26 protein-coding genes and 1 riboswitch are annotated in these 24762 nt (G+C 37.1%); all 26 genes read right to left on the minus strand.

The features are described 5' to 3' along the window. Positions 1-87: 87 nt before the first annotated feature. Positions 88-2514, minus strand: coding sequence for an ATP-dependent helicase HrpB (gene hrpB / locus V6260_RS10160; RefSeq protein ID WP_341593960.1), 2427 nt, complete (start codon positions 2512-2514; stop codon positions 88-90). A gap of 105 nt (positions 2515-2619) precedes the next feature. Next, the gene (locus V6260_RS10165) at positions 2620-3036 is read right to left on the minus strand and encodes a hypothetical protein (RefSeq protein WP_341593961.1); all 417 of its coding nucleotides are present in this window, start codon (positions 3034-3036) and stop codon (positions 2620-2622) included. Beyond that, entirely contained in the window at positions 3026-4378 is a 1353-nt protein-coding gene (locus tag V6260_RS10170; protein ID WP_341593962.1) for a FliI/YscN family ATPase, read from the minus strand. Before V6260_RS10170 ends, V6260_RS10165 begins: the two co-directional genes overlap by 11 nt. After that, positions 4368-5003 carry a FliH/SctL family protein gene (locus V6260_RS10175; protein WP_341593963.1) on the minus strand — a complete coding sequence of 212 codons (636 nt, stop codon included), beginning with the start codon at positions 5001-5003 and terminating at the stop codon, positions 4368-4370. The genes V6260_RS10170 and V6260_RS10175 overlap by 11 nt, the downstream gene beginning before the upstream one ends. A 2-nt stretch (positions 5004-5005) precedes the next feature. Continuing rightward, complete coding sequence (locus V6260_RS10180) at positions 5006-6025, minus strand: FliG C-terminal domain-containing protein (protein WP_341593964.1); 1020 nt, start codon at positions 6023-6025, stop codon at positions 5006-5008. Continuing rightward, complete coding sequence (gene fliF, locus V6260_RS10185; protein ID WP_341593965.1) at positions 6006-7742, minus strand: flagellar basal-body MS-ring/collar protein FliF; 1737 nt, start codon at positions 7740-7742, stop codon at positions 6006-6008. The genes V6260_RS10180 and fliF overlap by 20 nt, the downstream gene beginning before the upstream one ends. Before the next feature lie 6 nt (positions 7743-7748). Next, positions 7749-8072, minus strand: a complete 324-nt coding sequence (locus V6260_RS10190; protein ID WP_341593966.1) for a flagellar hook-basal body complex protein FliE — start codon at positions 8070-8072, stop codon at positions 7749-7751. Between the two features lie 16 nt (positions 8073-8088). After that, positions 8089-9402 (minus strand): sigma-54 dependent transcriptional regulator, encoded by a 1314-nt coding sequence (locus tag V6260_RS10195; protein WP_341593967.1) that lies wholly within the window; start codon positions 9400-9402, stop codon positions 8089-8091. Positions 9403-9422: 20 nt separating this feature from the next. Beyond that, the gene (locus tag V6260_RS10200; protein WP_341593968.1) at positions 9423-10301 is read right to left on the minus strand and encodes an OmpA family protein; all 879 of its coding nucleotides are present in this window, start codon (positions 10299-10301) and stop codon (positions 9423-9425) included. Between the two features lie 101 nt (positions 10302-10402). Beyond that, a riboswitch (cyclic di-GMP riboswitch) is annotated at positions 10403-10484 on the minus strand. Between the two features lie 151 nt (positions 10485-10635). Then, complete coding sequence (gene flhA, locus V6260_RS10205; protein ID WP_341593969.1) at positions 10636-12711, minus strand: flagellar biosynthesis protein FlhA; 2076 nt, start codon at positions 12709-12711, stop codon at positions 10636-10638. A gap of 16 nt (positions 12712-12727) precedes the next feature. Then, on the minus strand, positions 12728-13858 hold the full coding sequence (gene flhB, locus V6260_RS10210) for a flagellar biosynthesis protein FlhB (RefSeq protein WP_341593970.1): 1131 nt from the start codon (positions 13856-13858) through the stop codon (positions 12728-12730). Between the two features lie 3 nt (positions 13859-13861). Beyond that, positions 13862-14641 (minus strand): flagellar biosynthetic protein FliR, encoded by a 780-nt coding sequence (gene fliR / locus V6260_RS10215; protein WP_341593971.1) that lies wholly within the window; start codon positions 14639-14641, stop codon positions 13862-13864. Continuing rightward, complete coding sequence (locus V6260_RS10220) at positions 14638-14907, minus strand: flagellar biosynthetic protein FliQ (RefSeq protein ID WP_341593972.1); 270 nt, start codon at positions 14905-14907, stop codon at positions 14638-14640. Before V6260_RS10220 ends, fliR begins: the two co-directional genes overlap by 4 nt. Further along, complete coding sequence (gene fliP, locus V6260_RS10225) at positions 14904-15656, minus strand: flagellar type III secretion system pore protein FliP (RefSeq protein ID WP_341593973.1); 753 nt, start codon at positions 15654-15656, stop codon at positions 14904-14906. The genes V6260_RS10220 and fliP overlap by 4 nt, the downstream gene beginning before the upstream one ends. Position 15657: 1 nt before the next feature. Next, positions 15658-15999: a FliM/FliN family flagellar motor switch protein gene (locus tag V6260_RS10230; protein WP_341593974.1), complete on the minus strand. Its 342-nt coding sequence runs from the start codon at positions 15997-15999 to the stop codon at positions 15658-15660. Beyond that, positions 15992-16780 (minus strand): FliM/FliN family flagellar motor switch protein, encoded by a 789-nt coding sequence (locus tag V6260_RS10235; RefSeq protein WP_341593975.1) that lies wholly within the window; start codon positions 16778-16780, stop codon positions 15992-15994. The genes V6260_RS10230 and V6260_RS10235 overlap by 8 nt, the downstream gene beginning before the upstream one ends. A gap of 162 nt (positions 16781-16942) precedes the next feature. After that, positions 16943-17341 carry a PilZ domain-containing protein gene (locus V6260_RS10240; protein ID WP_341593976.1) on the minus strand — a complete coding sequence of 133 codons (399 nt, stop codon included), beginning with the start codon at positions 17339-17341 and terminating at the stop codon, positions 16943-16945. Continuing rightward, complete coding sequence (locus V6260_RS10245; RefSeq protein WP_341593977.1) at positions 17334-18326, minus strand: flagellar motor protein MotB; 993 nt, start codon at positions 18324-18326, stop codon at positions 17334-17336. Before V6260_RS10245 ends, V6260_RS10240 begins: the two co-directional genes overlap by 8 nt. A gap of 2 nt (positions 18327-18328) precedes the next feature. Next, positions 18329-19192, minus strand: a complete 864-nt coding sequence (motA, locus tag V6260_RS10250; RefSeq protein WP_341593978.1) for a flagellar motor stator protein MotA — start codon at positions 19190-19192, stop codon at positions 18329-18331. A gap of 17 nt (positions 19193-19209) precedes the next feature. Beyond that, positions 19210-19932, minus strand: a complete 723-nt coding sequence (locus tag V6260_RS10255) for a FliA/WhiG family RNA polymerase sigma factor (protein ID WP_341593979.1) — start codon at positions 19930-19932, stop codon at positions 19210-19212. 12 nt (positions 19933-19944) lie between these two features. Next, complete coding sequence (locus V6260_RS10260; RefSeq protein WP_341593980.1) at positions 19945-20394, minus strand: flagellar basal body-associated FliL family protein; 450 nt, start codon at positions 20392-20394, stop codon at positions 19945-19947. 26 nt (positions 20395-20420) lie between these two features. Then, positions 20421-21773 (minus strand): flagellar hook-length control protein FliK, encoded by a 1353-nt coding sequence (locus tag V6260_RS10265; RefSeq protein ID WP_341593981.1) that lies wholly within the window; start codon positions 21771-21773, stop codon positions 20421-20423. After that, the gene (locus tag V6260_RS10270; protein ID WP_341593982.1) at positions 21770-22087 is read right to left on the minus strand and encodes a hypothetical protein; all 318 of its coding nucleotides are present in this window, start codon (positions 22085-22087) and stop codon (positions 21770-21772) included. The genes V6260_RS10265 and V6260_RS10270 overlap by 4 nt, the downstream gene beginning before the upstream one ends. A gap of 211 nt (positions 22088-22298) precedes the next feature. Beyond that, a complete protein-coding gene (fliS, locus tag V6260_RS10275) occupies positions 22299-22691 on the minus strand; it encodes a flagellar export chaperone FliS (RefSeq protein ID WP_341593983.1) in 393 nt (130 codons plus the stop codon). Between the two features lie 9 nt (positions 22692-22700). Then, positions 22701-24002 (minus strand): flagellar filament capping protein FliD, encoded by a 1302-nt coding sequence (gene fliD / locus V6260_RS10280; protein ID WP_341593984.1) that lies wholly within the window; start codon positions 24000-24002, stop codon positions 22701-22703. Between the two features lie 122 nt (positions 24003-24124). Beyond that, positions 24125-24762 (minus strand): flagellin (locus V6260_RS10285; RefSeq protein WP_341593985.1); only part of this gene is annotated, 638 nt, incomplete at its 5' end.

Raw genomic sequence — 24762 nt, forward strand, 5'->3', positions numbered from 1 at the left:
GACTATTCCCTGTAGCTGAAAGTGTTTTATAGGTACATTACCTTAGAAAGTTCAATAATCAAACAAGTAACGTTACTTAACTAACACCTACATTTTGCTTTTTACTCTATTTGTTGCCACGCTGTTGGCAGGGTCGTCTGGCCAAAAATGTTTAGGGTAGCGACCTTTCATTTCTTTTTGTACATCGCGATAACTGGTAGACCAAAAGTGCGTAAGATCTTGCGTAAGCTGTAATGAGCGTTTACCTGGCGATAGTAGCTCCATAAGCAGTGGCAGTTTACCGTTGGCAAGCATAGGCGTACTGGTTAAGCCATACACTTCTTGCATGCGCACGCTTAACTTTGCGGGGCCATCTAGCTGGTAATTAATTTTTATATTTGAGCCACTAGGTACCGTTAATCTAAGCGGTAACAATGTTTTTAGTGCTGTTTGCTGTGTCCAGTCAAAACAATTTTGTAGTGCTTCAAAGTAGTTAAACTTTTTAAGTTGATCGAGTGTTTTTATATCTTGTAAGTACACACCTAACCAATCTTCAGCCGTTTCTATAAGGTGTTGCTCGCTAATAGTTGGGAATTTATCAGGCATAAACTGACTAGCTAAACTCATGCGTATCAATAATTGTTGTGCATCGGGTTGTTCGTTAAATAATGCAAAACCGTGTTTAGTAAATAAATTAAGCCACGCTTTGGCGCGCTCGGTTTTATCAAGCTTTTGCTTGCTTGGTTGACTTGTAAGCGTAATAGCGCCGAGCTTTACTTCGTCTTGATGAATAAAGCGCGCGGTTTTTTCGTCAAACTCACAACGGGTGAGCGTAGTAAACAAATGCGGTAAGTAATCTTGTAGCTCAAATGGGCTAAGCGCTGTAGCTGCAAATATACGTGCGCCTTTATGGCCACCCATGGTAGCAATAGCAAGGTAGTCATCGTTATGCCAGTAATCGGTATTTAAATCAGCGCCCGCCCCATTGGCAAGTAAATAGCCGTTACCTCGTTTTTTTGCGATGCGATCGGGGTAAGCTAATGCCACCAGCAAACCTAAATACTCGGTGTTTAGTTCGCTGTTACTGTCGGTTACTTTTAAACGGCTTTGCCAGTATTTTAACTGCTGTTTAAATACTGGGTGTGGCCTTTGCTGCTGGCTATGTAACGCTAAGCTTAGCTCGTTGGCGCTGTTTATTCGGCTTTCAAGCAGCGCCACTAAATAAAGTGCTAAGCGATAAATACCAGGGAGCTCTGTCTCAAGTGCCTGCGCTTTTAAAAGCATATGCGCTAAGCGAATATCCGCTCCAAAACCCAGCATGTTACTGCCTAACTTTGTTAGTTTGCCTTTGTCGTCGATAGCTTCAAGCATAGTTAGTAAGCTCATTGCTTGTGTGCATTGCTGAGCCGTTGGCGTATCAAGCAAGGTGAGTTCGCTAATATTTGCGCCCCACTGCTTTGCTTCAAGCATAAGTTGGCTTATGTCTGATGTGAGTATTTCGGGGCTATCGTGGCTATTGCGTCGCTCAAAGGTTTGCTTTGAACCAAGCCTATACACCACACCTGGTTCTATTCGCCCTGCACGCCCTGCACGCTGTACGGCAGAGGAACGCGATATACTTTGTGTTGTAAGCTCCGTTACACCTGTTTTTAAGTTATAACTGGCCGCGCGGCGCTTGCTGCTATCAATAACAATGCGAATGCCTTCAATGGTTAAACTGGTTTCAGCTACATTGGTGGTAAGCACAACTTTGCGTATACCCTCAGGTGCAGGGGCAATCGCCGATTGCTGATTGGCTTTATCTTGCTCGCCAAATAACGTGGTAACTAAGCAATCACTTGGTAAATCATTAAGGGCCTGCTGCACACGTAATATTTCAAATTGCCCAGGTAAAAATACCAGTGCACTGCCGCTTTGCTCGTTTAGTGCTTGTTTTATTAAAGAGGGAATAGCATCAAGCCAACGGCTTTCATCTTTTATGGGTATGTATACTTCGTCTATGGGGTAACTGCGCCCACTTGATTGAATAACTGGGCAATCAAAAAATTGCGTATAGCGCTCGGTATCAAGGGTCGCCGACATAAGAAGTATAGTTAAATCGTCACGCAGTGCACTTTGGGTCTCTAAAGCAAAGGCCAGTGAGGTATCGGCTGCAATTGAGCGTTCGTGAAACTCATCAAATATCAGTAAGTCAATATCGCTAAGTGCAGGATCGTTTTGTAGCATGCGAGTAAGCATGCCCTCAGTGACTATTTCAAGGCGTGTATTGCTACTTACTTTGCTTTCACCGCGAACACGCAGGCCAACACTTTGCCCCACATTTTCGTTTTGGCACTGCGCTAGGTAATTGGCAATATTACGTGCAGCTAAGCGACGCGGCTCCAGCATTACAATACGTTTAAAATGGCCGTCGCGCATAAGCTGTAGCGGCAACCATGTTGACTTACCTGCGCCAGGTGGTGCTTGTAATAACGTTATAGGATTACTTTGTAATGTAGTAACGAGTTGTTGATATATGTCTTGAACCGGCAGCACAGCTATTTACCCTAAATTGCTTTGCCGGCATTGTAACAAAAAAGTTATCGATAAATGGGGAATAAAGAAAAACGGTTAAGAGTATATGATTAAAAAACGTAGAATTTATTTATAAAGCTGACGAACATAAGCTTGGCTAACCATTTCATCTAAGGCTTTTTCTTCTTGTTTATTAACATTATCTTGCTTAAGCGACACTCTATTTTTTACAATTCCTTCAATCCCTTTAGTGAAAGTCATTTGCTTTAGGCAAGCTTGCTGCTGTCGTAACTCATCCTGTTGAGAGTCCTTTAAGCGTGTACTTTGCTGATTAGACAAACCACTTAAAATTCCCTTCATTCCTGATAAATTTTGCAAGCTAATAGCAGATTTCATCTGCATACTTTTATCCATACTATCAATATGTAATTGCAACTGGGCTAAGCGTTGCTGTTCCTCTAAACTTTTTAGCTGTAATTGGGCTTGTTTAGCGAGCATAAGATCAAGCTTATCTTTTTGAATGACTAAATACTTATTTAACATTTAGCTTACTCATAATTTCATTTAGTTGCGTATGTGATTGATCAAAATCAACTTTCTCATTGAGACCTTGGCACAAAAACGACTCTATTTCGGGATAAAGTGCAACTGCGCTATCAAGTTCAGGATCTTTGCCTGCTTGATATGCGCCAAGTGGGATCAACTCATGCACTTGCATATAACGACTATATAATTTTTTTAATTTGTAACAATACTGGAGCTGCTCCGGAGTGACTATATTTGGCATAACTCGGCTTATAGAAGCAGCTATGTTTATTGCCGGATAATGTCCTTTTTCAGCTAAGGTACGGTCTAAAACAATATGCCCATCCAGTATAGCTCGGGCGTTATCTGCAATAGGGTCTTGCTGATCATCACCTTCAGCTAAAACAGTATATATCGCCGTCATTGAACCTTTACTTTTTTCACTATTCCCGGAGCTTTCAACGAGCTGAGTTAGCTTGCTAAATACAGAAGGCGGATACCCCTTTGAAGCAGGGAGCTCACCAACAGATAAACCTATCTCACGTTGAGCCTGGGCATACCTAGTTAAAGAATCCATTAATAATAAAACATTCAAGTTTTTATCTCTAAAAAAAGCCGCTAATCGATGGCTTAACTCTGCAGCTTTCACACGTAATAAGGGCGAGTCGTCCGCTGGTGAAGCGATGATAATTGCTTTTTTTAGACCTTCTTCACCTAAACTTTGCTCTATAAACTCCTTAACTTCCCAGCCTCGCTCACCTACTAAGCTAACAATAACAACGTCCGCAGATGTATAGCGAGTCATCATTCCTAACAACTTACTTTTACCAACACCAGAACCGGCAAACAATCCTAAGCGCTGCCCTTTGCCAACACTGAAAAGGCTATTAATAGCTCTAATCCCGACATCTAAAGGCTCCGTTACTCCTTTACGCTCTAAGGGAGTTAATGAATTATCTTTTGGGAGTTTAGATAGATTTACAGTGTCATCACTTTCTAATTTACCTAAATTATCGATTGGTTGCATCTGTGCATCAACAACACGCCCAAGTAACTTTTCTGAAATCGCAATATTAGAATTTTTTATAGCAGGCCTAACTCGACCACCAGAGCATAAATTTTGAGCTTTTTTAAGCGGCATTAAATACGCTTCAGTTTGACTAAAGCCTATAACCTCAACGTCGTACCAAATTCCATCAACACTCTCAACCTGGTACTTTTCACCAATTGCAAATTGCCCACCAGTTGCAGTCAAAGTTAAACCATTAACTCTAATAAGGCGTCCATAGCTTTGAATTAAAGGAGGAGGTGAAAGCGAACTTAAGGCTGACTTTAATCGAGAATGTAAATCACTGTTCATCAGAGTCATTTCTTAGTATTTCAGGGATAATACTGTCAAGTAAACTTTGTAAACGCTGAGAAAAGGAAAAGCTATGTGTTTGCTGCTCTGCTATCAATTCCACATCACCCGAAGTGAGTTCATCATCAAAATTAATAGGTATAGCGAAGTCTTTTAATGTTGCTGAGTCTAACCACTCTTTATCCGCAGAAGAAAAAACTATTTTTGTAACAACATCTCTATCAGAGAGAAGCTGTATAGCTTTCTCTACTAACTCTAATCTTATTTTAGGCTGCATTGTTAATTCATTATCTATAACGAATTCAGCCAATTTAGTAATTATTTGAGTAATATCATTTTTTAAATCTGCTGAGAGAGAAGATAACTCATTGCTAGTTTTTTCAAAAATAACATTAAAGTGATCAACTAATATCTTTTTTTCAGACTCTAAACGTTCATTTAATAATGTCTCAACTTTATACTCAACTTGTTGTTCTAAATCACGTTGTTTATCAAGTGCTCCTTGCTCGAGCCCCTTTTCATATCCACTTTGCCAACCAGCACGTTCAGCAGCTTCCAAACGCTCATGGAGCGTTTGTTGCTGTTCTACTTTATTTAAAACAGGAAAACGAAATGCTTCTGTCATGATTATCCTGCAGTTTCTTCTTGATACAAGCGGTACTCTAATTCCCCACGCTTAGTCATGTCTCTTACGATAGACATAATTTCTTTTCGTGCAGCTCTAACTTTACTTAAAGGCTGCGATGCTAAACCATCAATTTGCTGTTGGTAAACTTGGGCTAATCGTTTAGGAAGAGAGCCTAAAATTCTCTCAAGAAGCTCACTTTCAGCACCTTTCAATGACATGACCCATAATTCATCTGGAATATCATTTAGCAACTGAGTAAGTGTTTCATCTGTTTGTTTAGCCAGACCATCAAAGTCGTACATTTTTTCTTGAACTTCATCAGCAACAATACTGTTTTGTTTTTTCATCATTTCGATAATTTGACTCTTATTACCGTTATAACGATTCATAATTTCAACAGCTTTATCTACACCATTAACTTGTGCTCCAACCTGACGGCCCACAAATTCAATACATGCTTCTAAGGTTAAACGAACATCATCAATTACATGTTCGCTAACTTCTCGCAAGCTCGCAATTCTGTAAAGTAAATCGTCATGCTTCGATTCTGGGAATAAAGCAATGATTGCAGATGCTTGCTCTGGGGGTAAAAAAGCTAAAAACAGAGCCTGCATTTGTACATGCTCTTGCTCAAGAAAGCGAACTATAAGCTCAGGTGGAATCCACTCTAAACGACGTAGGTCATCGTTCATTGCGCCACCATAAATGTCATCGAGCATTGTTTTTGCTAACTTTCTTCCAACAGCTTTGTCTAATGCTCTCTCTAAATAGGCTCTAGATGCACCATTAACACCACTTTCATTTCTGTAACAATCAAAAAATTCACTCAAGGTAGACGCGACTTCTTTTTGAGTAACATTAGAGATTTTAGCCATTCTTTCTGAGATAGCTTGAACTTCACGACGACCTAGCTTGCGGATAACACTGGCTGCATTTTCTTCACCCATGCTTAACAATAAAATTGCTGCTCTGTCTAATGCAGGTAACGATGTTACCTTATCAAGCTTTTCTTGATTCAATTTCAACCCCTTGCTCTACCCAATATTTTATTACTGATGTTACCCGCTCTGTCTCTCTGCTTGCTAAAAGCTGCATGTGAGCAATTTGCTCCTCAAAATCATTACCTATCTGAGGTAGAGGTATTGCAGAGTGATCTACGCTACCCTCTTTAGATCCTAAACTATCTACTTTAGCGTTAGAACTAATTGCATCATCAAGCGGAGTACTCTGCCTATCTTTAATATCGCTAGTTCTAACCTGACTTTCATCTTGTTGAGCCGTTGATAATTCAGAGTTACTTCTTCCTTTAATTAAATGATTAACTAAAGGACGAACTCCAAATAAAATTAATAAAATGCTAATTAACGTACCAAAAATATATCGAGCATATTCTTTAAGTTCTGGCATTTGCCACCATTCAAGCCCTTCGCCTGGCGCTAACACTTTTTCTTTTACAAAAACGAAACTTGTTATATTAAACTGATCTCCTCTAGCCTCATTATAACCAGTAGCTTTTTTAACCATTTCTCCTAATGATGCTAAACGATCCTCTGTCCATCCTGCATCCTCTAAAGATGCTCCTTCATTAATCAGTACGGATAAACTCATTGATTTCACTCTACCAACTTCAAACTGTGTATGAGTAACAGAGCGTCCATTTTCAAATTGCCTATTACTTTCACTTCTTTCTGAAGTTCGCTCATTATCCTCACCATCAACTTGCTCATTTGGTACAGGCGGTTCGTTTGCTAGCGAACCAGGAATCCCTGCAGCAAATTGATCTAAAGTAGTATCTGATTTTATAAATTCTTGCTTTAATACATTTTGAGGATCTACTAGCTCTTTAGTTTCCTCTACTACGCTAAAATCCACATCCGTAGAAACTTGAATCCTAAAGTTATTTTCACCCAATATAGGCAATAGCATTATTGATGCTCTTTGCTCAATATTTCGTTCAACTTTCTCAATAAATGCTAATTTTTTATCTGTTTCTTTACCAACTGGCGTGTTATCAAATAAATCACCACTTAGCAGCTTGCCGCGCTGATCAACTACTGAAACAGATTTAGCATTTAAACCAGGAACACTACCAATAACTAAAGCAATTATAGCCTCAACTTGCTCAGGCTTAAGCTCATGCCCTGGAGCTAAGTCAACCATGACCGAAGCCGCTGTTTTTTGTTCTGTTCGGCCAACAAAAAGACTACGTTTTGGGACTGCTAAATGCACTCGCGCATTTCGAACTCCTTGCATATTAATGATAGTTCTAGCAAGTTCTCCTTCTAATGCATGCTGGTATTGCATTGATTCGATAAATTGGCTAGTTCCCATTGAAACTTTATCACTAATATTTTCCATGCCTTCTGGCATTGAAGCTTTAATACCTCTTGCAGCAAGAGTAATCCTTGCATCAGCTAACTTCTCTTGGGGAACTAAAATATTGCCACTATCAGTATCAATTCGAAATGTAATTTGCTCTTTATCAAGTATCTCTAAAATATTTGCTTTATCATAGCTCTCTTGATTTCCATAAAGAGGTACATAATTTTTAGCTGATGTCCATAAAATTAATACAATTGTTGCAGCTACAAGTGTTGCTAATAAAGCTATTGTTGCGACGCTTCTATCACTACTTGCATTGAAGTTTAATTTATTAGAGAAGTTAACAACTTTTTCTTTTAGCTTCATGTTGTTATTATCTAACTCTGGTACTTTAGTTAATTCGCCCTTCATCATCAGCCTCTAGAGTGACATTCGCATTACATCATCAATGCCATTGAGCACTTTATTTCGCACCTCCATAAGCATTGAAAAACTTAAACTTGCTTTTTGACTTGCGATCATTGCACCAACAACATCTTCACTTTCTCCCGTATCAACGGCTTTCATCATATCTCCAGCGATGTTCTGCTGTTCATTTATTGAACGAACAACATGTTTAAAATCTTCACCTATATTTACGTTTTCGTTAGGGATTATATTAGGCTCAATTCGATCAGATGCAGCTAATTGCTGCATTTCCATCATTTTACCAAGCATCATTCGTTGACTTTCAATCGGTGACATTAGGATTTCCTTTAAATTATGCTATTGCATCTATATCAATACCGTATTCACGCATAGCGGCAAGTTTATATCTTAATGCTCGAGTACTTACTCCAAGCGCATCAGCTGTTTGAGTTCTATGTCCTTTAAAGCGACTTAGTAGACTATAAATATAATCAAATTCAGCTTGTTTTTTGCTTTCTTTCAATTGAGATGAACAAAAGCTAGCAGCTGCCGGTAAACAATGAGGCAGGTTAAGATCATCAGACTGAATTTCCGCACCTCGGGCCATAACAAGCGCTCTTTGCATCACATTTTCAAGCTCTCTCACGTTTCCAGGCCAGTTATAACAGAGCATTAAGTCTTCCGCTTGTTTGCTGATATGAAACTCAGATGTACCATATTTTTTAATAAAATAATGAGCCAGTGGCAAAATATCGTCAGTTCGGTCTCGAAGTGCTGGCCAACTAAGTGGCAATACATCTAATCGATAGAATAAATCTTCTCTGAAATAGCCTTTTTCAACTTGCTCTCTCAATACTTTATTAGAAGCTGCGATAACTCGTATATCTAAATTTATTTTCTGATGACTACCTAATCTTTCAACTTCACGCTCTTGTAAAACACGCAGTAGTTTTGCTTGTAAATCAAGTGGGAGTTCAGTTATTTCATCAAGTAATATTGTCCCTCCATTTGCAAGTTCAAACTTACCTGCTTGGGAGTTAACAGCACCAGTAAAAGCACCTTTATTATATCCAAATAACATTGCTTCGAGCATGTTCTCAGGTATCGCAGCACAATTAACAGCCACAAAAGACTTATCAGCACGTTCAGATGCTTTATGAATAAAATGGGCTAACTTCTCTTTACCTGTACCTGACTCTCCAGTGATTAAAACACTTGCCGATGTTTGTGCAGCTCGATTAGCTAAACGCAAGACTTGCTGTGATTTTGTTGAAACTGCAATTAAATCTTCAACACCATGCTTCATTGAATTAGCATTACGGATAGTGTTTTTTAGTTGTTCCCCGAAGAAAGGCTTTAACAAATAATCAACCGCACCACCGATATTTATAGTTCTTGATGCGATTTCACTTTGTGAAGAATCAACAAGCGAGACCACCTGTGTAATTGGGCATGTTTTACGAAGAAGTTTAATTAGCTCTACTAATTCAATATTTTGAATATCTGCATCAACAAAAATAAGCTCAGGTTTAATACTAATACAATGACTTACTGCATCAGCAATAGAATTAGTATGTGAAAATTTAAAATTTTCAGATATAACTGCTTCCCTAAATTCTATAGAGGGTTGCTGTTCACTTATCCATAAAAGGTATTTTTGGCTCATTTTATCCTCTACGAAATACGTTAATTTGAATGTCGAAACAATCGAATTAAAACACGGCGATTGGATGCTAATCCTTTATTTGAATTTTTGGCAACAGGATAACGTTGGCCATGGGCGCGAACTTCTAACATGTCTTTGGGCAAACCAAACTCAACTAATCTAGAAGCTACATCATCAGCCCTTTCTTTTGAAAGAAGACGATTTGCTAAAGGTGAACCTACGTTATCGGTGTGGCCATCAACCATAACTTTAGTAACATCCTTATCTAATAAGACATAACGAACAAGATCTTTTAAAAAATCTAAATCTTCTTGTTTATCTACTGTACGCTTGCCTGTTTGAAAATGGATTTCATGATCTCTTGCTTGCTTCCATGACAAAGGAGATAAATTAGACAAACAGTGTTGATATTTTCCGACTGCATCATCACTAAGAATATTAGTAAAAGTGAGTCGCAACTGCTCATCTCCAAAACCGACAACACTATCAAGCCACCCACCTTGTTTTATAACTCTTAATATTGTGCTTTCATCAACATCAAATGTGGCTGCGTTATTACTTATATCTGCGGTGAATAAATTAAGTTGTGGCGGAGAAATACTCTTAGATTGCCAATCGGCTTTTCTGGAAAATACTTGAACGTCTGTTACTTTTTTGTCTGATAATAGCCATTTAAGAACTAATTTTTGAGGTTCAGCAGGAACACTAATAACTTCTAAAGATGCATACTCATCAAAGGTTTGACCTAAATGACAAAAAAAGGAGTTTTCTTTTGTCGACCATAATCCTTTTTCATAACTTTGAGTAAAGTTTTGTTCTTTAGCATTTACTACATTAATTGTAATAGCTAAAAATAAACAACAAATTAAGAGTTTTATTGGTATAAAAATATTACTCATGAGTATTCCATACAACCTTGAATAGACCGACTGGGTCCTATTTAATATAAACAGCGAAATGCATATAAATACACTTATAGTATTAAATGATACCGCTAAGTTAATGTAGCCCCACGATCATAGTCATCCCTTAGACTGGTAGCTTTGCGTCCTACATTTTCATGAAGTTTGCTATTTTATTTACTTAACTATTATTACTTAATAATGAATACTCAATAGACTATCACTCGCCCATAAGGCTTACTTGATATGTTAGATTATAGTTAATTAGAACTAAATGCAACTATAATTGCATTTAGTTCACCACTTGTTCAGTATAACTAAAAAAATAAAATTAACCTAATGATCCTAAAATATTAACTCTTACGTAATCTGGAATTTCATTATAAGAAAGAACAACTAGCCCACCTTTTGTAAAGGTTTTAGCATATCTAGCAAGCAGAGGCCTTAATTGAGGGATAACAATTAAAACTGGAGTAACACCTCGAGTCTTCATATCATCGACCAGTAAAGGCATCATTCGCTGAAATTGCCCTAATAAATTAGGATCAACAGGGAAACTATCCAATGCAACTTTACCAGCTTGCATTGCTTGATCTAATGAACTTTGCATCGTTGTTTCAAGTTTTTCATCTAGGCTATAAGCTGCAAGCTCTTCATTGTTACCCATCACTTGTTTAACTAGTACATTTTGTAAAGCACAACGAACATCAGATACCAATAAAATAGGATCTTTAGTCACCTCAACACTATCAATTAAAGTTCCAGCTATTGTTACAATATCCTTGATACTGATATGCTCTCGAAGTAGTAACCGAATAACTTTCAGCTGTAAGTTAGTTGATAATGACTTCTCAAAAGTTTCAGCCAAACTTGGTGAAATCTCTTTTAATCTATCATTTAACTTTTGAACATCTTCGTAGCTAAATAATTCATCTAAATGTTCTTTAATAACCTTACCCGTATGTGTAGCAATAACTGTACCAAGATCCACAACCGAATAGCCCATATTTAGAGCTTTAGCTTTGGTATCATCTTTAATCCACACAGCTTCGAGGCCATAAGCAGGATCAGTTGTAATTTCTCCGTCTAGAGTTCCATAAACATCACCAGTATTTAAAGCAAGCAGCTCTTTTGCATTTAAAAACCCATTTGCAACGGAAACTCCTGTTAAATTAACTTTATACTCTTGAGGATTTAATTTTAAATTATCCTTAATTCGGATTTCAGGTAACAAAAAGCCTAACTGTTCAGATAGGTTCTTCCTCACCCCTCTGAGCGTCTTAACTAATTCCTCACCTTTATCTTTATCCGCTAAATAAACGAGTCTAAACCCTAGCTCGACCGCCAATTTATCGACATGTGAAATATCTGTCCACTCTAAATTAGCCTGTTGTTCACTTAAAATAGTGTCAGTTATTTGTTCAGCTTCTAACAAATCAGTCGTCGGTAATGCTTTTTGCAATCGCCAAGCAACATAGAATAAAGGAACGGCAAAACCTAGAAATGCAATCGTTGGCATACCAGGAACAATTCCTAAAACCACCATTATGAGTGCGGCGGTAAAAATGACTCTCGGAGATGCAAGCAGTTGCTTTCCAACTGTTTCGCTCATATCTCCTTCATCATTCATTCTTGTTACAATGATGGCAGCTGCTACTGCAAGTAATAAAGAAGGTATTTGTGCAACTAGACCATCACCAATGGTTAGTAATGCAAATCTCTGAAATGCTTCAGCTAAACTCAATCCATGCTGAAACGCACCAATTGATACACCACCTAATAGATTAATCACAAGGATAATTAATCCGGCAATAGCATCACCTCGAACAAATTTTGATGCACCATCCATAGACCCATAAAAGTCAGCTTCTTGTGCAATAGTGGCACGTCTCTCTTTTGCCTGTTCAGGACCTATAAGTCCAGCATTGAGATCAGCATCAATAGCCATTTGTTTACCTGGCATAGCGTCAAGTGTGAAGCGAGCTGCTACTTCGGATATACGCTCTCCACCTTTAGTTATTACTACAAAATTGATTACCATTAAGATGATAAATACAACTATACCAACAACATAATTGCCACCAATTACAACTTCACCAAAAGCTTGAATAACCCGCCCGGCGACATCTGATCCCTCATGACCATGAAGAAGTACAACACGAGTTGAAGCAATATTTAGAGTCAATCTCATCAAGGTAGCTACAAGTAGAATTGTAGGAAATACAGAGAAATCTAACGGTTTTTTTGTAGATACGGCCACCAAAAGTACGATCACAGATAACACAATATTAAATGTGAATAATGCATCTAATAACCATGCAGGCAATGGCAAAATAACCATTGATAGTATAGCTAAAAGTAATACAGGGATAGCTGTATAAGGTCGAGTAAAACTGCGCCAGTTCAAATTAAGACTCCAACATCTAAGATTTTTGTAAATTTTTGGGGATTTTTAATTCAGGTAATGGAGCCGGAGGCTGTCCACGACCCTGCTTATAAGCTTTTAGTTGCATGACATAAGTCAAAACATAAGCAACTGCTGTATATAAACCATTAGGAACTTCTTGATCAATTCTGGTAGAAAAATATATTGCCCTTGCAAGAGCCGGAAGCTCTATTATTTCTTTATTATTTTGACGCCCTACTTCTCTAATACGTAGTGCCATTTCATCGACCCCTTTTGCGACAACATAAGGAGCTTTAGCTGCTTCTTCACTATATTTAATTGCTACTGCGTAATGGGTCGGGTTAGTAACAATCACATCAGCAGTCGGTACTCTCTCTTCAATTTTACGATTTGCTTGTTGAAATTGAATTTGCCTAATCTTATTTTTAATTTCAGGACTACCATCTGAAGATTTTCTTTCTTCTTTTACTTCTTGATGTGTCATTTTTATTTTTTTAGATATTTCGTGTTGCTGATACGGAACATCAATTACAGCAATAAATAGTAATAAAGTTACTGTAACCATTAATGACAAAAAGAGTAACTCTATACCTTGCCCTATAGCGACTTTAATGTCTAAGCTTTGCAAAAACATTAATTGCCCCCATAGTTTAGTTAAAAAAACATATAAACAAATCGCTAATAAGCTGATTTTTAAAATAGATTTAACCAACTCCACTAACGATTGTGTGCCAAACATTTTACCTAAACCCTTTAGTGGATTTAACTTACTAAATTTAGGTGATACTGATTTCATTGAAAAAACAAAGCCGCCCGGTAAAATCCCTGTAATCCACATAGCTAAAAACAACAAAAGCAAGAATGGTGTTAAAGTTGAAAGCATATCCAATACAGCCTTACCTAATGCAATAGGCATCATTTTAGTATTATTTATAATGGTATGATCGAGCTGCATGCTCGTATTCATCAAGTTTACAAATAACGTATAAAATAAATTTGAAAACCAAAGTAAACCAGAAATGGCAACCATTAACAGTATGGCTGTATTCAACTCTTTAGATCGCGCTACTTGCCCATCTTCCTTAGCTTTTTTTAACCTTTTCTCTGTGGGTTGTTCTGTTTTTTCTTGGGAACTATTTTCAGACATAAGCTATTGCATCGCCTCCGAAAAAGCAGTTAATACGTAATACGTCAACGAAGAAAAAGAACTCCCCGTATATTCTAGAGTCATGAATACACAAAAAAAGCCCATTAAAAGAGACATAGGAAAACCTAATACAAATATATTAAGTGAAGGTGCAGCTCTGCTAGCTACACCAAATGTAAGATTTACTAATAGCATTGCAATAATACCAGGCAAAGACAGAAGCAATGCTGAAGAAAACATCCAAGCAAATAACATTATTATAGACTGAATATTGAAGTCATAAATACTTCTTCCAATTGGAAAAACATTAAAGCTTTCCACCATTACATTCAGAGTAATTAAATGCCCATCAACAGCAAAAAATAATAATGCACACATAATCCAAAAAAGCTGACCAAGTAATGCGACCTGGTTTCCACTTCCTGGATCCATCACTAATGCCATCGATAAGCCCATTTGCATTGATAATATAAGTCCAACAATCGCCATAACCTCAAATAACATCCGTAATGATAGTCCCATCATTACACCAAAAATGATCTGTTCTGCAGTTAGTATGACGGCATCCAAAGAAAAGATATCAACCGCTGGTGCGAGTGGTAGTTGAGGAGCAACTAAAAAAGCGAGCATTAACGAGAGAAGTATTCTCGAGCGCGGTGTTACTGCTGGATTATCAAAAACAGGCATAGACCATAATAGCGCTGAAAAGCGAACAAATGGCCACCATACAGTGCCAATCCAGCTAACAAGATCACCCGCGGAGAGTGAAAGTAGTGAACTCACCCAAAAACTCCAGGAATCATAAACTTGAGTTTATCAAACCAATCAATGAGTATTTGGAGCATCCAATGTCCGGCAAACACTATCATTAATAATGTTAATAACATTCTTGGTAAAAAAGTAAGAGTTTGCTCTTGTATAGAGGTAGCGCCCTGTATTATTGCAACAACAATACCTAAAATAAGCCCAGGTACAATTAAAACCAAAATCAATTTAATTATTGTATAAACTGCACTAGCAATAAGCTCTACAGCCATTTCTGGACTCATGGCGACATTCCAAAGGTAGCAGCCAGCGTACCTGCTATCATTGACCAACCATCAGCTAATACAAAAACCATAAGCTTAAAAGGTAAACTTATAATTAAAGGTGATAACATCATCATACCCATGGACATCAACACACTACTTACAACTAAATCAATGATCAAAAAAGGAATAAATAACATAAATCCAATTTGAAAGGCTGTTGTTAATTCGCTAAGTACAAACGCAGGCATTAACACTTCAAAAGGAATTTCTTGAGCTGATAATGTAGTTGGCTCGTTTGCAATTAACAAAACCTGTCTTAGCTCACTTTCTCTAGTTTGTCTCAACATAAAAGCACGTAAAGGCCTTTCAGCCGTAATTAACGCCTCTTCTAAGCCAATTGTTTCAGCTTGAAAAGGTTTATACGCATTTTGATACATATCTTGCCAAACAGGTCTCATTATTAACATCGTTAGCATTAACGATATACCAATTAAAACCTTATTTGGGGGGCTTTGTTGCAGACCCATTGCTTGCCTTAAAATTGCAAGAACAATAATAATTCGAGTAAATGAAGTAAGTACCATCAATAAAGCGGGGATCAAGCTTAATACCGTCATAAGCAACAAAATTTGTAACTTAACGCTATAATCTTGCCCTTGCGCAGTATCTTTTAAAGAAAGTAGCGTAAGTTCTTCGGCATTTAACCAGCCTGGTATTAGCAGTAATAGTAAAAGTAAACCAGTCTTAAAAATTACGCTTTTGTTCATTTTATGATGCTTCCTCTTGTTCAGAGGCATCTTCTTTTATAAATTTCAGACCATACTGACCTTCAGCCATAACAACTTCAGCCTTCGCAAAGTAAACGCCGTTAACCTTTACATCTAAAGGTTCACCAGCAATTTTATCAAGCCGTAAAACATCACCATCTTTGGCTTGGCTCAATTCACCAAGTGTAATTTCTGTGCTAGCAACCTCTAAAGTAACTAATAAAGGAACATCCTGGAAAAATGACATATTTTCAGCATTACCTTGAGCAGCTGACTTACTTTCTAAATCATCTATACCGTCTAAGTCTAAACCCGCTAAGGCACTATCAAGATTCTCATTCATAATTTATATTACTCGTTTCTTTATTTGTTAATTCTGTTATTTGAAATGCTAAACCAGAGTCTTGCTCTACGACTTGGCCTTTAAATATATTTTTTTTACCTAATTTAAACAATGCAAGTTCGTTAAGCTCAATGGGTAAAAGCTGTCCATTCATACATTCTTTTAATTGCTTAAGCGTTACTTTTTTATTTGCCATCTCAATTTTTCCTTGTACAGCAAATTGCGGCCAAGAATCCATTGCTATCCCTTCAGGAGATTTGTTTTTATCTTTAGCACTAAATCTCTTTTCATTAAAAAAAGAAATAGGTAGCCAAAGAAACCAACTAATAACCTCATTCTCTAAAATAAAACGAACTTTAAAAGCTATATAATTTAACGAATTTGGAAGTTCTTCATATTTTTGAACTTCACCTAATAAAGCTGAGCGCTCTCTAAACAGTAAGTTTTGCATTCCCTGAACTTGTCTTTGTAACAAACGACAACAAATTCTATTTTCTGTAGAGCTTAATTCACCAGGTAGCTCAGTAGGTTCCTCAGATGAAGTATTTAAACTATTAAACTGCCCACCCAAACATAAGTCTGCAGTTTTATGGGCGCTTTTATAGTCAAGTGCTAAATAAGCAGAATCCTCATCAGGTACAAACAAAGGACATTCAATAAAAATGCGAGGAGACTCTTTAAACCAGCTTTCAATCACCCCTTGACTACATTGAGAAATATCAATATCAAATCGCGTATCATTAAAAAGCTGTGCGAGTTCCAGCTCAAAAACTTTTCGCATGTTAACTTTTACTTCGTCCGCTTTTTTAGCTGCGTGCTCTAAAACACGTTGCTCTAACGTAAGAGGGAAAGCAGTAAAACTCGCAGATTCTTCAGCTTTAATTAGCTTAGGTCTGAAATTTGATTTTTTATGCATACAAAAACTTTTCCGAGTTTAATTTCATTATTTCTTTCCTTGCTCTTTTCTATACTGAGCTTGCTGTTGTAATCGCGTTACAATTTCACTTCGTTTTCGTTCATTTTTAGTAACCCACTCAACACCTAAAAACATGAGCTTTTCATTAACAGGCCTACGATACATTATCCTTCCAGCTAAACGACTGTATTCATCAAATACAACTGTAAAGGTGTTTGGAATAGTTTTTTCGGCAGGTACTAACAACCCTACACCACCAACACTAATATCTTTTGCAACGGCATGACAAATCGAAATATCAATAAAGAAATTTCGTAATATCTCTACTGCAATCCCCCCTCTTTGTAATGCTTCGGGTTCGTAATTATCTTTAGGGTTTAAATTCCAACGCTTATAGTTACGTTTTGTTTCAAATTGGCTACTCATAACTACCTTCTAGGCGTAATACAGGCTTATTTGCAGTAGCTGCTTTGACTGACTTATTCACAGGGCTGTCAATATTATTATCATTAAATAACTCATTAAGCTTGTCCTCTGCATCCTTAGTCAAGATTAACAGCTCAACTCGTCGATTCTCACTCGCTAGTAAGTTATCTTTATTAAGGGGGCGGTTCGAGGAGAATGCATTTACTTGCAATACACTTTTAGTAGGCATTCCTCCTGCAGTCATTATTTTTCTTGCTTGCTGTGCTCTTTCTCCAGATAGATCCCAATTTCTTGAGCTGCCATCTTTAAAAGCACTTGCATCACTATGTCCCGAAATAATAATTTTGTTGTCAATATCACGGAACAAGCCACCTAAATGTAAAAATAAGTCTTCAAAAAATGGTGTCATATCATCCTTAGAACGCTCAAACATTTTATGGCTATCATTATCCCTAATGATAACTCTTAATCCTGATGGAACTTCTTCTACTAATAAGTTATTTTTCAATAAATCTTCTTTCGACAAATCTTGGAAGCTTTTCAGTAATAAACTCAATTCTGATGATGCTTTAAAATCACTATCAATCACCGAATTTAGTTTATCACCTTTACCCGCTTTAGGATCTGTTTCTCCTTTAGGAACCTGCAAAAACTCACTCATTCCAGGCTTAGGAGAATCTGGTGGTACATCTCCAGACTCTAAATGCTTTATCACTGATGGTGAACCACCTAAGTCAACAGGGAAAGGGCTATTTTGGGGATCAAAAATGGCAGGCCCACCGTCAAATACCGAATGTGTTCTCATATAGTGAGCTATTTCTACTCGTTCAGATTCATTAGTAATAGCCATAATCCACATCACCATGAAAAAGGCCATCATAGCTAATGTAAAATCGGCAAAAGCAACTTTCCAAGCTCCGCCATGAGCTCCATGGCTACCTTTTCTACGTCCTTTTTTTATTATTATTTCATTGTTTTTTTCCATAATTAAGCGGCCTTATTATTTATCCACTCTTCCATAGTGGTAAAGGTAGGCTTAATTTCTTCATTTATTAATTTTCGCCCCGAATCCGTAGCAACAATAGGAACGTGCCCTTTAGCATGGGCCACAAGCATAGCTCTTACGCATTCAAGCATTGCCATCTGTTTTTTTACATATTGCTCCATAGCAGAAGCTAAAGGTGCAAGTAAGCAATAACAAGCAAATATACCAATAAATGTACCTACAAGCGCAGCAGCAACATGATAACCGATTTCGCTCAGTGCACCATCTAAGTGTTGCATAGTAATAATTATACCGCCAACAGCTGCTAAAATACCAAAACCAGGCATTGCTTCTCCAATACCAGCAAGGGCGTGTGATGGTTTTAACTTTTGCTCTTCAATGGTATAAATTTCTTGCTCTAACATTGCATCAAAGTCATGAGATGTAATTTTACCCATGCTAAATAAGCGCAAATTATCACAAATAAAGGTAACTAGTTGAGGAAACTCATAAACCTTGGGATAAGCTAGAAAAATAGAACTTGTTTCAGGGTTTTCTACGTGTTCATCAAGGCCTTTTATACCTTTAATTCGTGCCAAATCTAAAAGTGAATAAATAACCAATAATAGGTCATGATATAGCTCAGAGGCATTACCTCCTTTACCACTTATAAATTGATATTTTAATTGGCTTAACATTTCAGTTAACACATATTTAGAATTACCAACAATAAGTGCCCCTAAACCTGCCCCTAAAATTATTATAAATTCAGCAGGTTGCCACATGGTAGCTAAATTGCCTCCAGCAAAAGCAAAACCACCTAATACTGTAGCAAGTACCACAATTAAACCTATAATTCTTTGCATTCTTTATCCCTCTGATACTATGTTTGTTGAAGCTTTCTAGTTAGAGTTTCGAGTGCTCGTTTGTGTAATTGGCAAACTCGTGCTTCTGTAAGTTCAAGTGTTAGCGCTATCTCTTTCATGTTCATTTCATGCGTGTAATACAATTGTAAAAGTAATTTTTCTCGAGTATTCATACCATTCATTGCATTTTTCAACATCAATACTGTGTCATCATTCTCTGTAGTATTTTGTGAACTAATTGGTAACTTAGGATTATCCTCAAGTAGGCTTTCTAAGCTTTCAATTGCTTCGGCCTGACTACTGTATTGTAATTCCACTAATTCATCATGGCTAATATTGAGTGCTTCACATAATTCGCTATTTGTCGCTTCGCGGCCATACTCTTTTCTCAAAACACGAGTCATATCTCGTAATTTATGAGATTGTTGCCTTAGCTGTCTAGGTCGCCAATCTAGGCGCCTAAATTCATCAAGCATTGCACCACGAATTCGCTTAAATGCAAAAGCGGTAAATTTCTCATCTATATCCCGCCCATAACGTCTAAGCGAAGTAAGTAATGCTACTAAACCTATTTGCTGAATATCATCGCTATCCACAAGCACGCCTACTTGTGTTCGCATATGAGTAGCAGCTCTTTTGACCAAAAAAGAATACTTAGCTAATAATTCAGTTTCTTTTGCCGGCGAAAGCGTAACGAACGAGTCTGACGCAACCTCACCCCATTCTTCATTCAGTAACATGCTAAATGCACCTTACTGAATAAATACGTTGGTAATAAGTACATTTTCTAATTTTAAAGATACTTTGCTTTTTAGCACCATATTAAATTCTTCTAATAATGTTTTTTGTACAGAATCAATATCTTTAAATAAAATCTTAACATCAGCATGGCTCATATTAGCAAATTGCTTTACTAGTACATTACGCAATAAAGGTGTTATTTTTTCAGCATCTAATTTATTTTCAATGCTTGGAGGGATAACCAAAACTAGATCTAAAACCAAATATCGTGCATAGCTGTCATCTGAGACACTAATTATAAAACGGTCCATTTCATAATACTGAGATTCACTTACCGTACTTTGCGTACTAGCAGTCTCAGATTCATCATTTACTTTAGAATTACTATCAAGCAATTTACCGGCAAAAAAAGCGCCAGCAACTAAAATTAAAGCGCCAATCCCTAACAATATTTTTTTCACATTTATCTCACTTTAATCAATATTAATTATACTAATCTATTTAACCAATCTGTTGATGATTTTTGTTCTTTTGTCACATCTGTTTCAGAATTATCTGTAAAGGTGAAATTTTCAGCTATGTTTTCACCTTCTGAATTATGGTTTTGTTCTTGCTGCTTATCACTAAAGCTTAGATCAACTGAAACACTGCCATTTTGCGATAGTGTTTGCCTTAACTGATCTAATGTTTGAGCAATAGCATCTCTTACTTGTGGGTTACTGGTTACTAAATTAACTGATGTTTTATCGCCATCAACATTAATTGATATTTCTATTCGACCTAAATGAGGTGGGTCTAACCTTATTTGAGCACGCTGCACTTGCTGCCCAATTTGTAAGTTAACCTTGTCACCTAAAACATTAAGTAGTCTTTGCCCCCATTCATTTGGAGATCCTTTAAGTTTCTCTTGCCGCCATTCAAATGTATCAACTAACGATCCATTATTTGTTATAGGACTAAGTAACTGCGTTTTATTGTTTAAAAAATCACGACTTTCAATATTAAAACTTCCACCAGAAAGTGCATTAACTGAATGCTTTGCTAATTCACTTTTATGAGTAACAACTTGCTCAGCACTTATATCTGCAAGTGCTATATTATTATCTACATTTGGCTGTGAAGCTATAGTACGAAGTTGCCCTTGAAACGTAGGAGATTGTAAGGTCTGACTTACTAAAGGCAAAACAACTTCATTCGAAGTATTGCTTTTATTGACTAACACATTCAAGTCGGCACTAATTGACTGCGGCATGAGGCTTGATGTTTCAGGAGTAAAGCGACTATTACTACTTGAGCTTACTTTATTTATATTAAGAGAAAGCTCATTAGAAAAGCTGTCTTTTTTCAAAGTATTAGGAATAACATCACTTGTTTGAGTCATTCCTAATGCTCTAGCTGTCGAATCTACAACTTGTGTAAATTCGGTTGAACTTTTAACAACGGGGCTATCCAACAAATCGCCGTCAATCAATGGTTCACTACTTAAGCCTTCCTCTACGTTACTTAAATCTTGTTCTACGCCAACTAAGCCTTGTAAATTTACTATATGCTCAACACTTTTAGGTTTTTGAATCGGATTTAGTAAGTAATGACTTTCACGTTTTTCATCTAGTTCGGCGGACTCTGTAGACACGTATTCATCACCGCTCGCCTCGTAGTCAGCAACATCATTTGTAGTGTTGCCTTCACCCATCTCTTTTTGACTAGCTAAAGTATGCTCATTAAATTCTTTACCTTGTACTTCAGCATCTTCTGAAGTTGCAGCATTTGCAATAACTCTCTTACTATTTACACCTTCAAATTCAGTTTTAGGTGCGCCGTTGCCTACTTGAATATTCATAAATTACTTCCTTCAGAGAATTCCTTGTAAGCGGCAATACCTTCTTTGTTTTCTTGATGGTTTTGCATCTTTACTTTTACTACCGATTGCTGTTTAGCAATTAAATTAATTATATTTATATAACGCTTTTTCAATAATTTTCGCTGTGGCTCTATTGAGTTAAACCATGGCATTGTTTGAGAAATACTAAGTAACGAATGCATTTTTTTATCCGCTTGTTTTACCTTAAACCAATTACCGTCTTGCACAGCTTGTTCCATATACGCCAGTAACTGCTCTATTTTTTTTTCAGTTTCTTTACTTGATAAAACCATAAACAGCACTAGACCCATGAGAAAACAACACAAAAATAAAGCAAAAAACAAGCCAACTTTAAAATGCTGTTTTTATTAAACAAAAATGCATAAAAACACACAAAGCGGAAGCCACCCTTCCGCAGCGGAAGCAAGATGGAAGCGCTTGCAATAAAACATCTCAAAAAAAAACCAGCCAAATTAGCTGGTTTAATATTACTTATAGAATGCGTTAACCTATTTGCGTGCCTAAACCTTGCCAACCCTCTTGCAGGTTAGTCATTACAACACGAGTAGAGTCAATAAACGACAAATCATTTTTCAAACTCGCTTGAAGTAAAGCTAGGCCGCAATGCTCATATAGTTTTTGCATATTTTGAGCAACTTCGCCACCTTTTTCAAGGTCCAGTGATGCTTCTAATCCACCTAAAATACGCATTAACTTTTCAATACTTTCAGCTTTTTTATCATAACGTTTTTGATTAATATGCCCTGCAGTTCTTTCTAGTTCATCTAAAAAACCATCAAACAACATTAAAACAAGTTTATGTATATCTGCACTGGCCGCTTTAGCATCAACCGATGTGCTTTTGTAAGCAGAAAAGCCATCATTTAAATCTAACATTATTAATCCTTAGCCTCCAAATTGACCCATTGTAGATTCTAATTGCGCAATAGTCTGTTGCATTTGTGTAAATTGCGATAAATAACGTTGGTATACTTGTTCCATTGATGACTCATGACTTGCTTGCTGTCTGATAATTATATCTAAGCTCGCTTGTAACGTATCTTTTTTATCAGTCATGATTCCATAGCTTTTTGTATATGGTTCAACTCTCTCCTCTAGCTTTGACAATAAGCCTGTATCACCTGTTAGCATTTTAGTTAATTTTTCAGGATCATCCGCCATAGCGGCTTCTAATCGTTCACTATTAATTTGTAAATTACCAGTACGATCAAACTCTATACCTACAGAGTAAAGGGTTTTACCTTCAAACGTTCCTTGAAAATCATTACGCAGTGAGCGCGCAAGCCCACTCGCTAAACTATCTCGTTTTAAGTTATCACTATTAGTAATACCACTCACTAAGCCGTTAAATTTATCTACAAACTCTTGAATATTAGCCTTACTAGCTTCTTGATCTTGTGCTACGGATACGTGAATAGGGCTATCACCAGGGGCCTGTACTTTAGTTAAGTTTACTGTTACGCCCTCAATTACATCTTCAAGTGTATTTGTAGTCGAAGTAATAGTTAGAGCAGAACTTGCACCAAGCTTAATAATAGAGTCTTGTGGGGCAGTTAACTCTGTTTGATTTGTAATCGCATCTGTTATATCGGCTCCGTTAGCATCTGCGCCAGATAAAAAGTTTAACGATATTTGATTAGCTGCACCAGATTCTTCGCTAGTCATTACTAAAAAGGTTTCTGCTCCTGATTGCATTAACGTTGCTTTAACACCACTGTTATCAATATGGCCGTTAATAGCACTTGCTAAATCACTTAGTTTTGCGTTGGCGCCAAGAGTTGATAAATCAACAGAAAACGAATTTCCGGCTAAATCAATATTTAGCTCACCATCTGTACTTAGTGCTTTAGACGCATCAAAACTTAATGCCACCTGATGCGCTTGAGCTAATTGCTCAACAAAAATATCATAATCACCACTCGTTGCCGAACCACTTGCTGTAATACTAAGCGCTGTATCATCACTTACCGTGGCGCTATTACTAAACATACTTGTAGTACTATCTAAACTGGCAATTAAATCATCATGAAAGCTAGATAAGTTACTTTTTAAGTTATCAAAATCTTTAATTTTATTTGTGAAATCTGTATTTTTACTACTTAAAAGCTGATCTTTTGACGCACGCTCAATTTGTGTGTATTGGCTAGCTAAATTAGCCGGATCTATACCTAATGCTGATAAACTCATTTTATTCCCCAATAGTTTTTTATATAAATAAAAACTTTAAATTAAAGCGTTTATTTATATAACCGCTATAAACTATGTTTATAACGGCTATTCATTTACTACATTTTAATTAGAGTACCTAATTAACGAAGTAACGAACCAATCATTTGTGTTGTGCTGTTAGCAGTACTCAACACTGAAATACCTGAGTTCATTAACAACTGCTGCTTAGTCATGTTTGACGTTTCAGCTGCAAAGTCAGCATCCATTAATGTAGATGACGCTGCTTGTGTATTTTCTTTCATGTTTGTTACGTTCGTCATAGTATGCTCAAGACGATTCATTGACGCACCTAGCGCTGAACGAGCGGTACCAATATCAGAAATCAAGTTATCGACAAGAGCTAAGTGATCTTGAGCCTCACCTACATTCTCGAATGTTCCTGCTGTAGTACCTTCAGCTTCAATTTGATCAATACCAAAACCAACTCCTGCTGTAGGGGTACCTGCAGTACCCAGGGCAGCCGAGATATCCACTTCCAATGTTTCCGCTTCACTTGAGCCAACCTGAAATTCAACAGCACCAGCGCCAAATTTATTATCAGTACCTTCTAGTAATAGCGTACCACCAAAAGAGGTGTTTTTCATAATGCTGTCAAGCTCTGCAGTCAAAGCAGCATATTCAGCACTTTGTGCAGCCCATTCAGCATCACCATTGGCATCACTTGCACCTTGTGTCGCAAGCTCTTTCATGCGGTAAGCAATGTTTGTCATCTCATCAA

Source organism: Pseudoalteromonas aliena (assembly GCF_038155085.1).
GTDB classification, from domain to species: domain Bacteria; phylum Pseudomonadota; class Gammaproteobacteria; order Enterobacterales; family Alteromonadaceae; genus Pseudoalteromonas; species Pseudoalteromonas aliena_A.

Bases quoted from the DNA above. Each gene is read 5' to 3' on its own strand.
- V6260_RS10190 (WP_341593966.1), bottom strand. From the start codon at position 8,072: ATGTCACCGATTGAAAGTCAACGAATGATGCTTGGTAAAATGATGGAA.
- V6260_RS10265 (WP_341593981.1), bottom strand. From the start codon at position 21,773: ATGAATATTCAAGTAGGCAACGGCGCACCTAAAACTGAATTTGAAGGT.
- fliS (WP_341593983.1), bottom strand. From the start codon at position 22,691: ATGTTAGATTTAAATGATGGCTTTTCTGCTTACAAAAGCACATCGGTT.
- V6260_RS10235 (WP_341593975.1), bottom strand. From the start codon at position 16,780: ATGCGAAAAGTTTTTGAGCTGGAACTCGCACAGCTTTTTAATGATACG.
- V6260_RS10245 (WP_341593977.1), bottom strand. From the start codon at position 18,326: ATGGAAAAAAACAATGAAATAATAATAAAAAAAGGACGTAGAAAAGGT.
- V6260_RS10230 (WP_341593974.1), bottom strand. From the start codon at position 15,999: ATGAATGAGAATCTTGATAGTGCCTTAGCGGGTTTAGACTTAGACGGT.
- fliD (WP_341593984.1), bottom strand. From the start codon at position 24,002: ATGAGTTTATCAGCATTAGGTATAGATCCGGCTAATTTAGCTAGCCAA.
- flhB (WP_341593970.1), bottom strand. From the start codon at position 13,858: ATGTCTGAAAATAGTTCCCAAGAAAAAACAGAACAACCCACAGAGAAA.
- motA (WP_341593978.1), bottom strand. From the start codon at position 19,192: ATGCAAAGAATTATAGGTTTAATTGTGGTACTTGCTACAGTATTAGGT.
- V6260_RS10170 (WP_341593962.1), bottom strand. From the start codon at position 4,378: ATGAACAGTGATTTACATTCTCGATTAAAGTCAGCCTTAAGTTCGCTT.
- V6260_RS10195 (WP_341593967.1), bottom strand. From the start codon at position 9,402: ATGAGCCAAAAATACCTTTTATGGATAAGTGAACAGCAACCCTCTATA.
- V6260_RS10270 (WP_341593982.1), bottom strand. From the start codon at position 22,087: ATGGTTTTATCAAGTAAAGAAACTGAAAAAAAAATAGAGCAGTTACTG.
- V6260_RS10240 (WP_341593976.1), bottom strand. From the start codon at position 17,341: ATGAGTAGCCAATTTGAAACAAAACGTAACTATAAGCGTTGGAATTTA.
- V6260_RS10255 (WP_341593979.1), bottom strand. From the start codon at position 19,932: ATGTTACTGAATGAAGAATGGGGTGAGGTTGCGTCAGACTCGTTCGTT.
- V6260_RS10220 (WP_341593972.1), bottom strand. From the start codon at position 14,907: ATGAGTCCAGAAATGGCTGTAGAGCTTATTGCTAGTGCAGTTTATACA.
- V6260_RS10200 (WP_341593968.1), bottom strand. From the start codon at position 10,301: ATGAGTAATATTTTTATACCAATAAAACTCTTAATTTGTTGTTTATTT.
- fliF (WP_341593965.1), bottom strand. From the start codon at position 7,742: ATGATGAAGGGCGAATTAACTAAAGTACCAGAGTTAGATAATAACAAC.
- V6260_RS10165 (WP_341593961.1), bottom strand. From the start codon at position 3,036: ATGTTAAATAAGTATTTAGTCATTCAAAAAGATAAGCTTGATCTTATG.
- V6260_RS10175 (WP_341593963.1), bottom strand. From the start codon at position 5,003: ATGACAGAAGCATTTCGTTTTCCTGTTTTAAATAAAGTAGAACAGCAA.
- fliP (WP_341593973.1), bottom strand. From the start codon at position 15,656: ATGAACAAAAGCGTAATTTTTAAGACTGGTTTACTTTTACTATTACTG.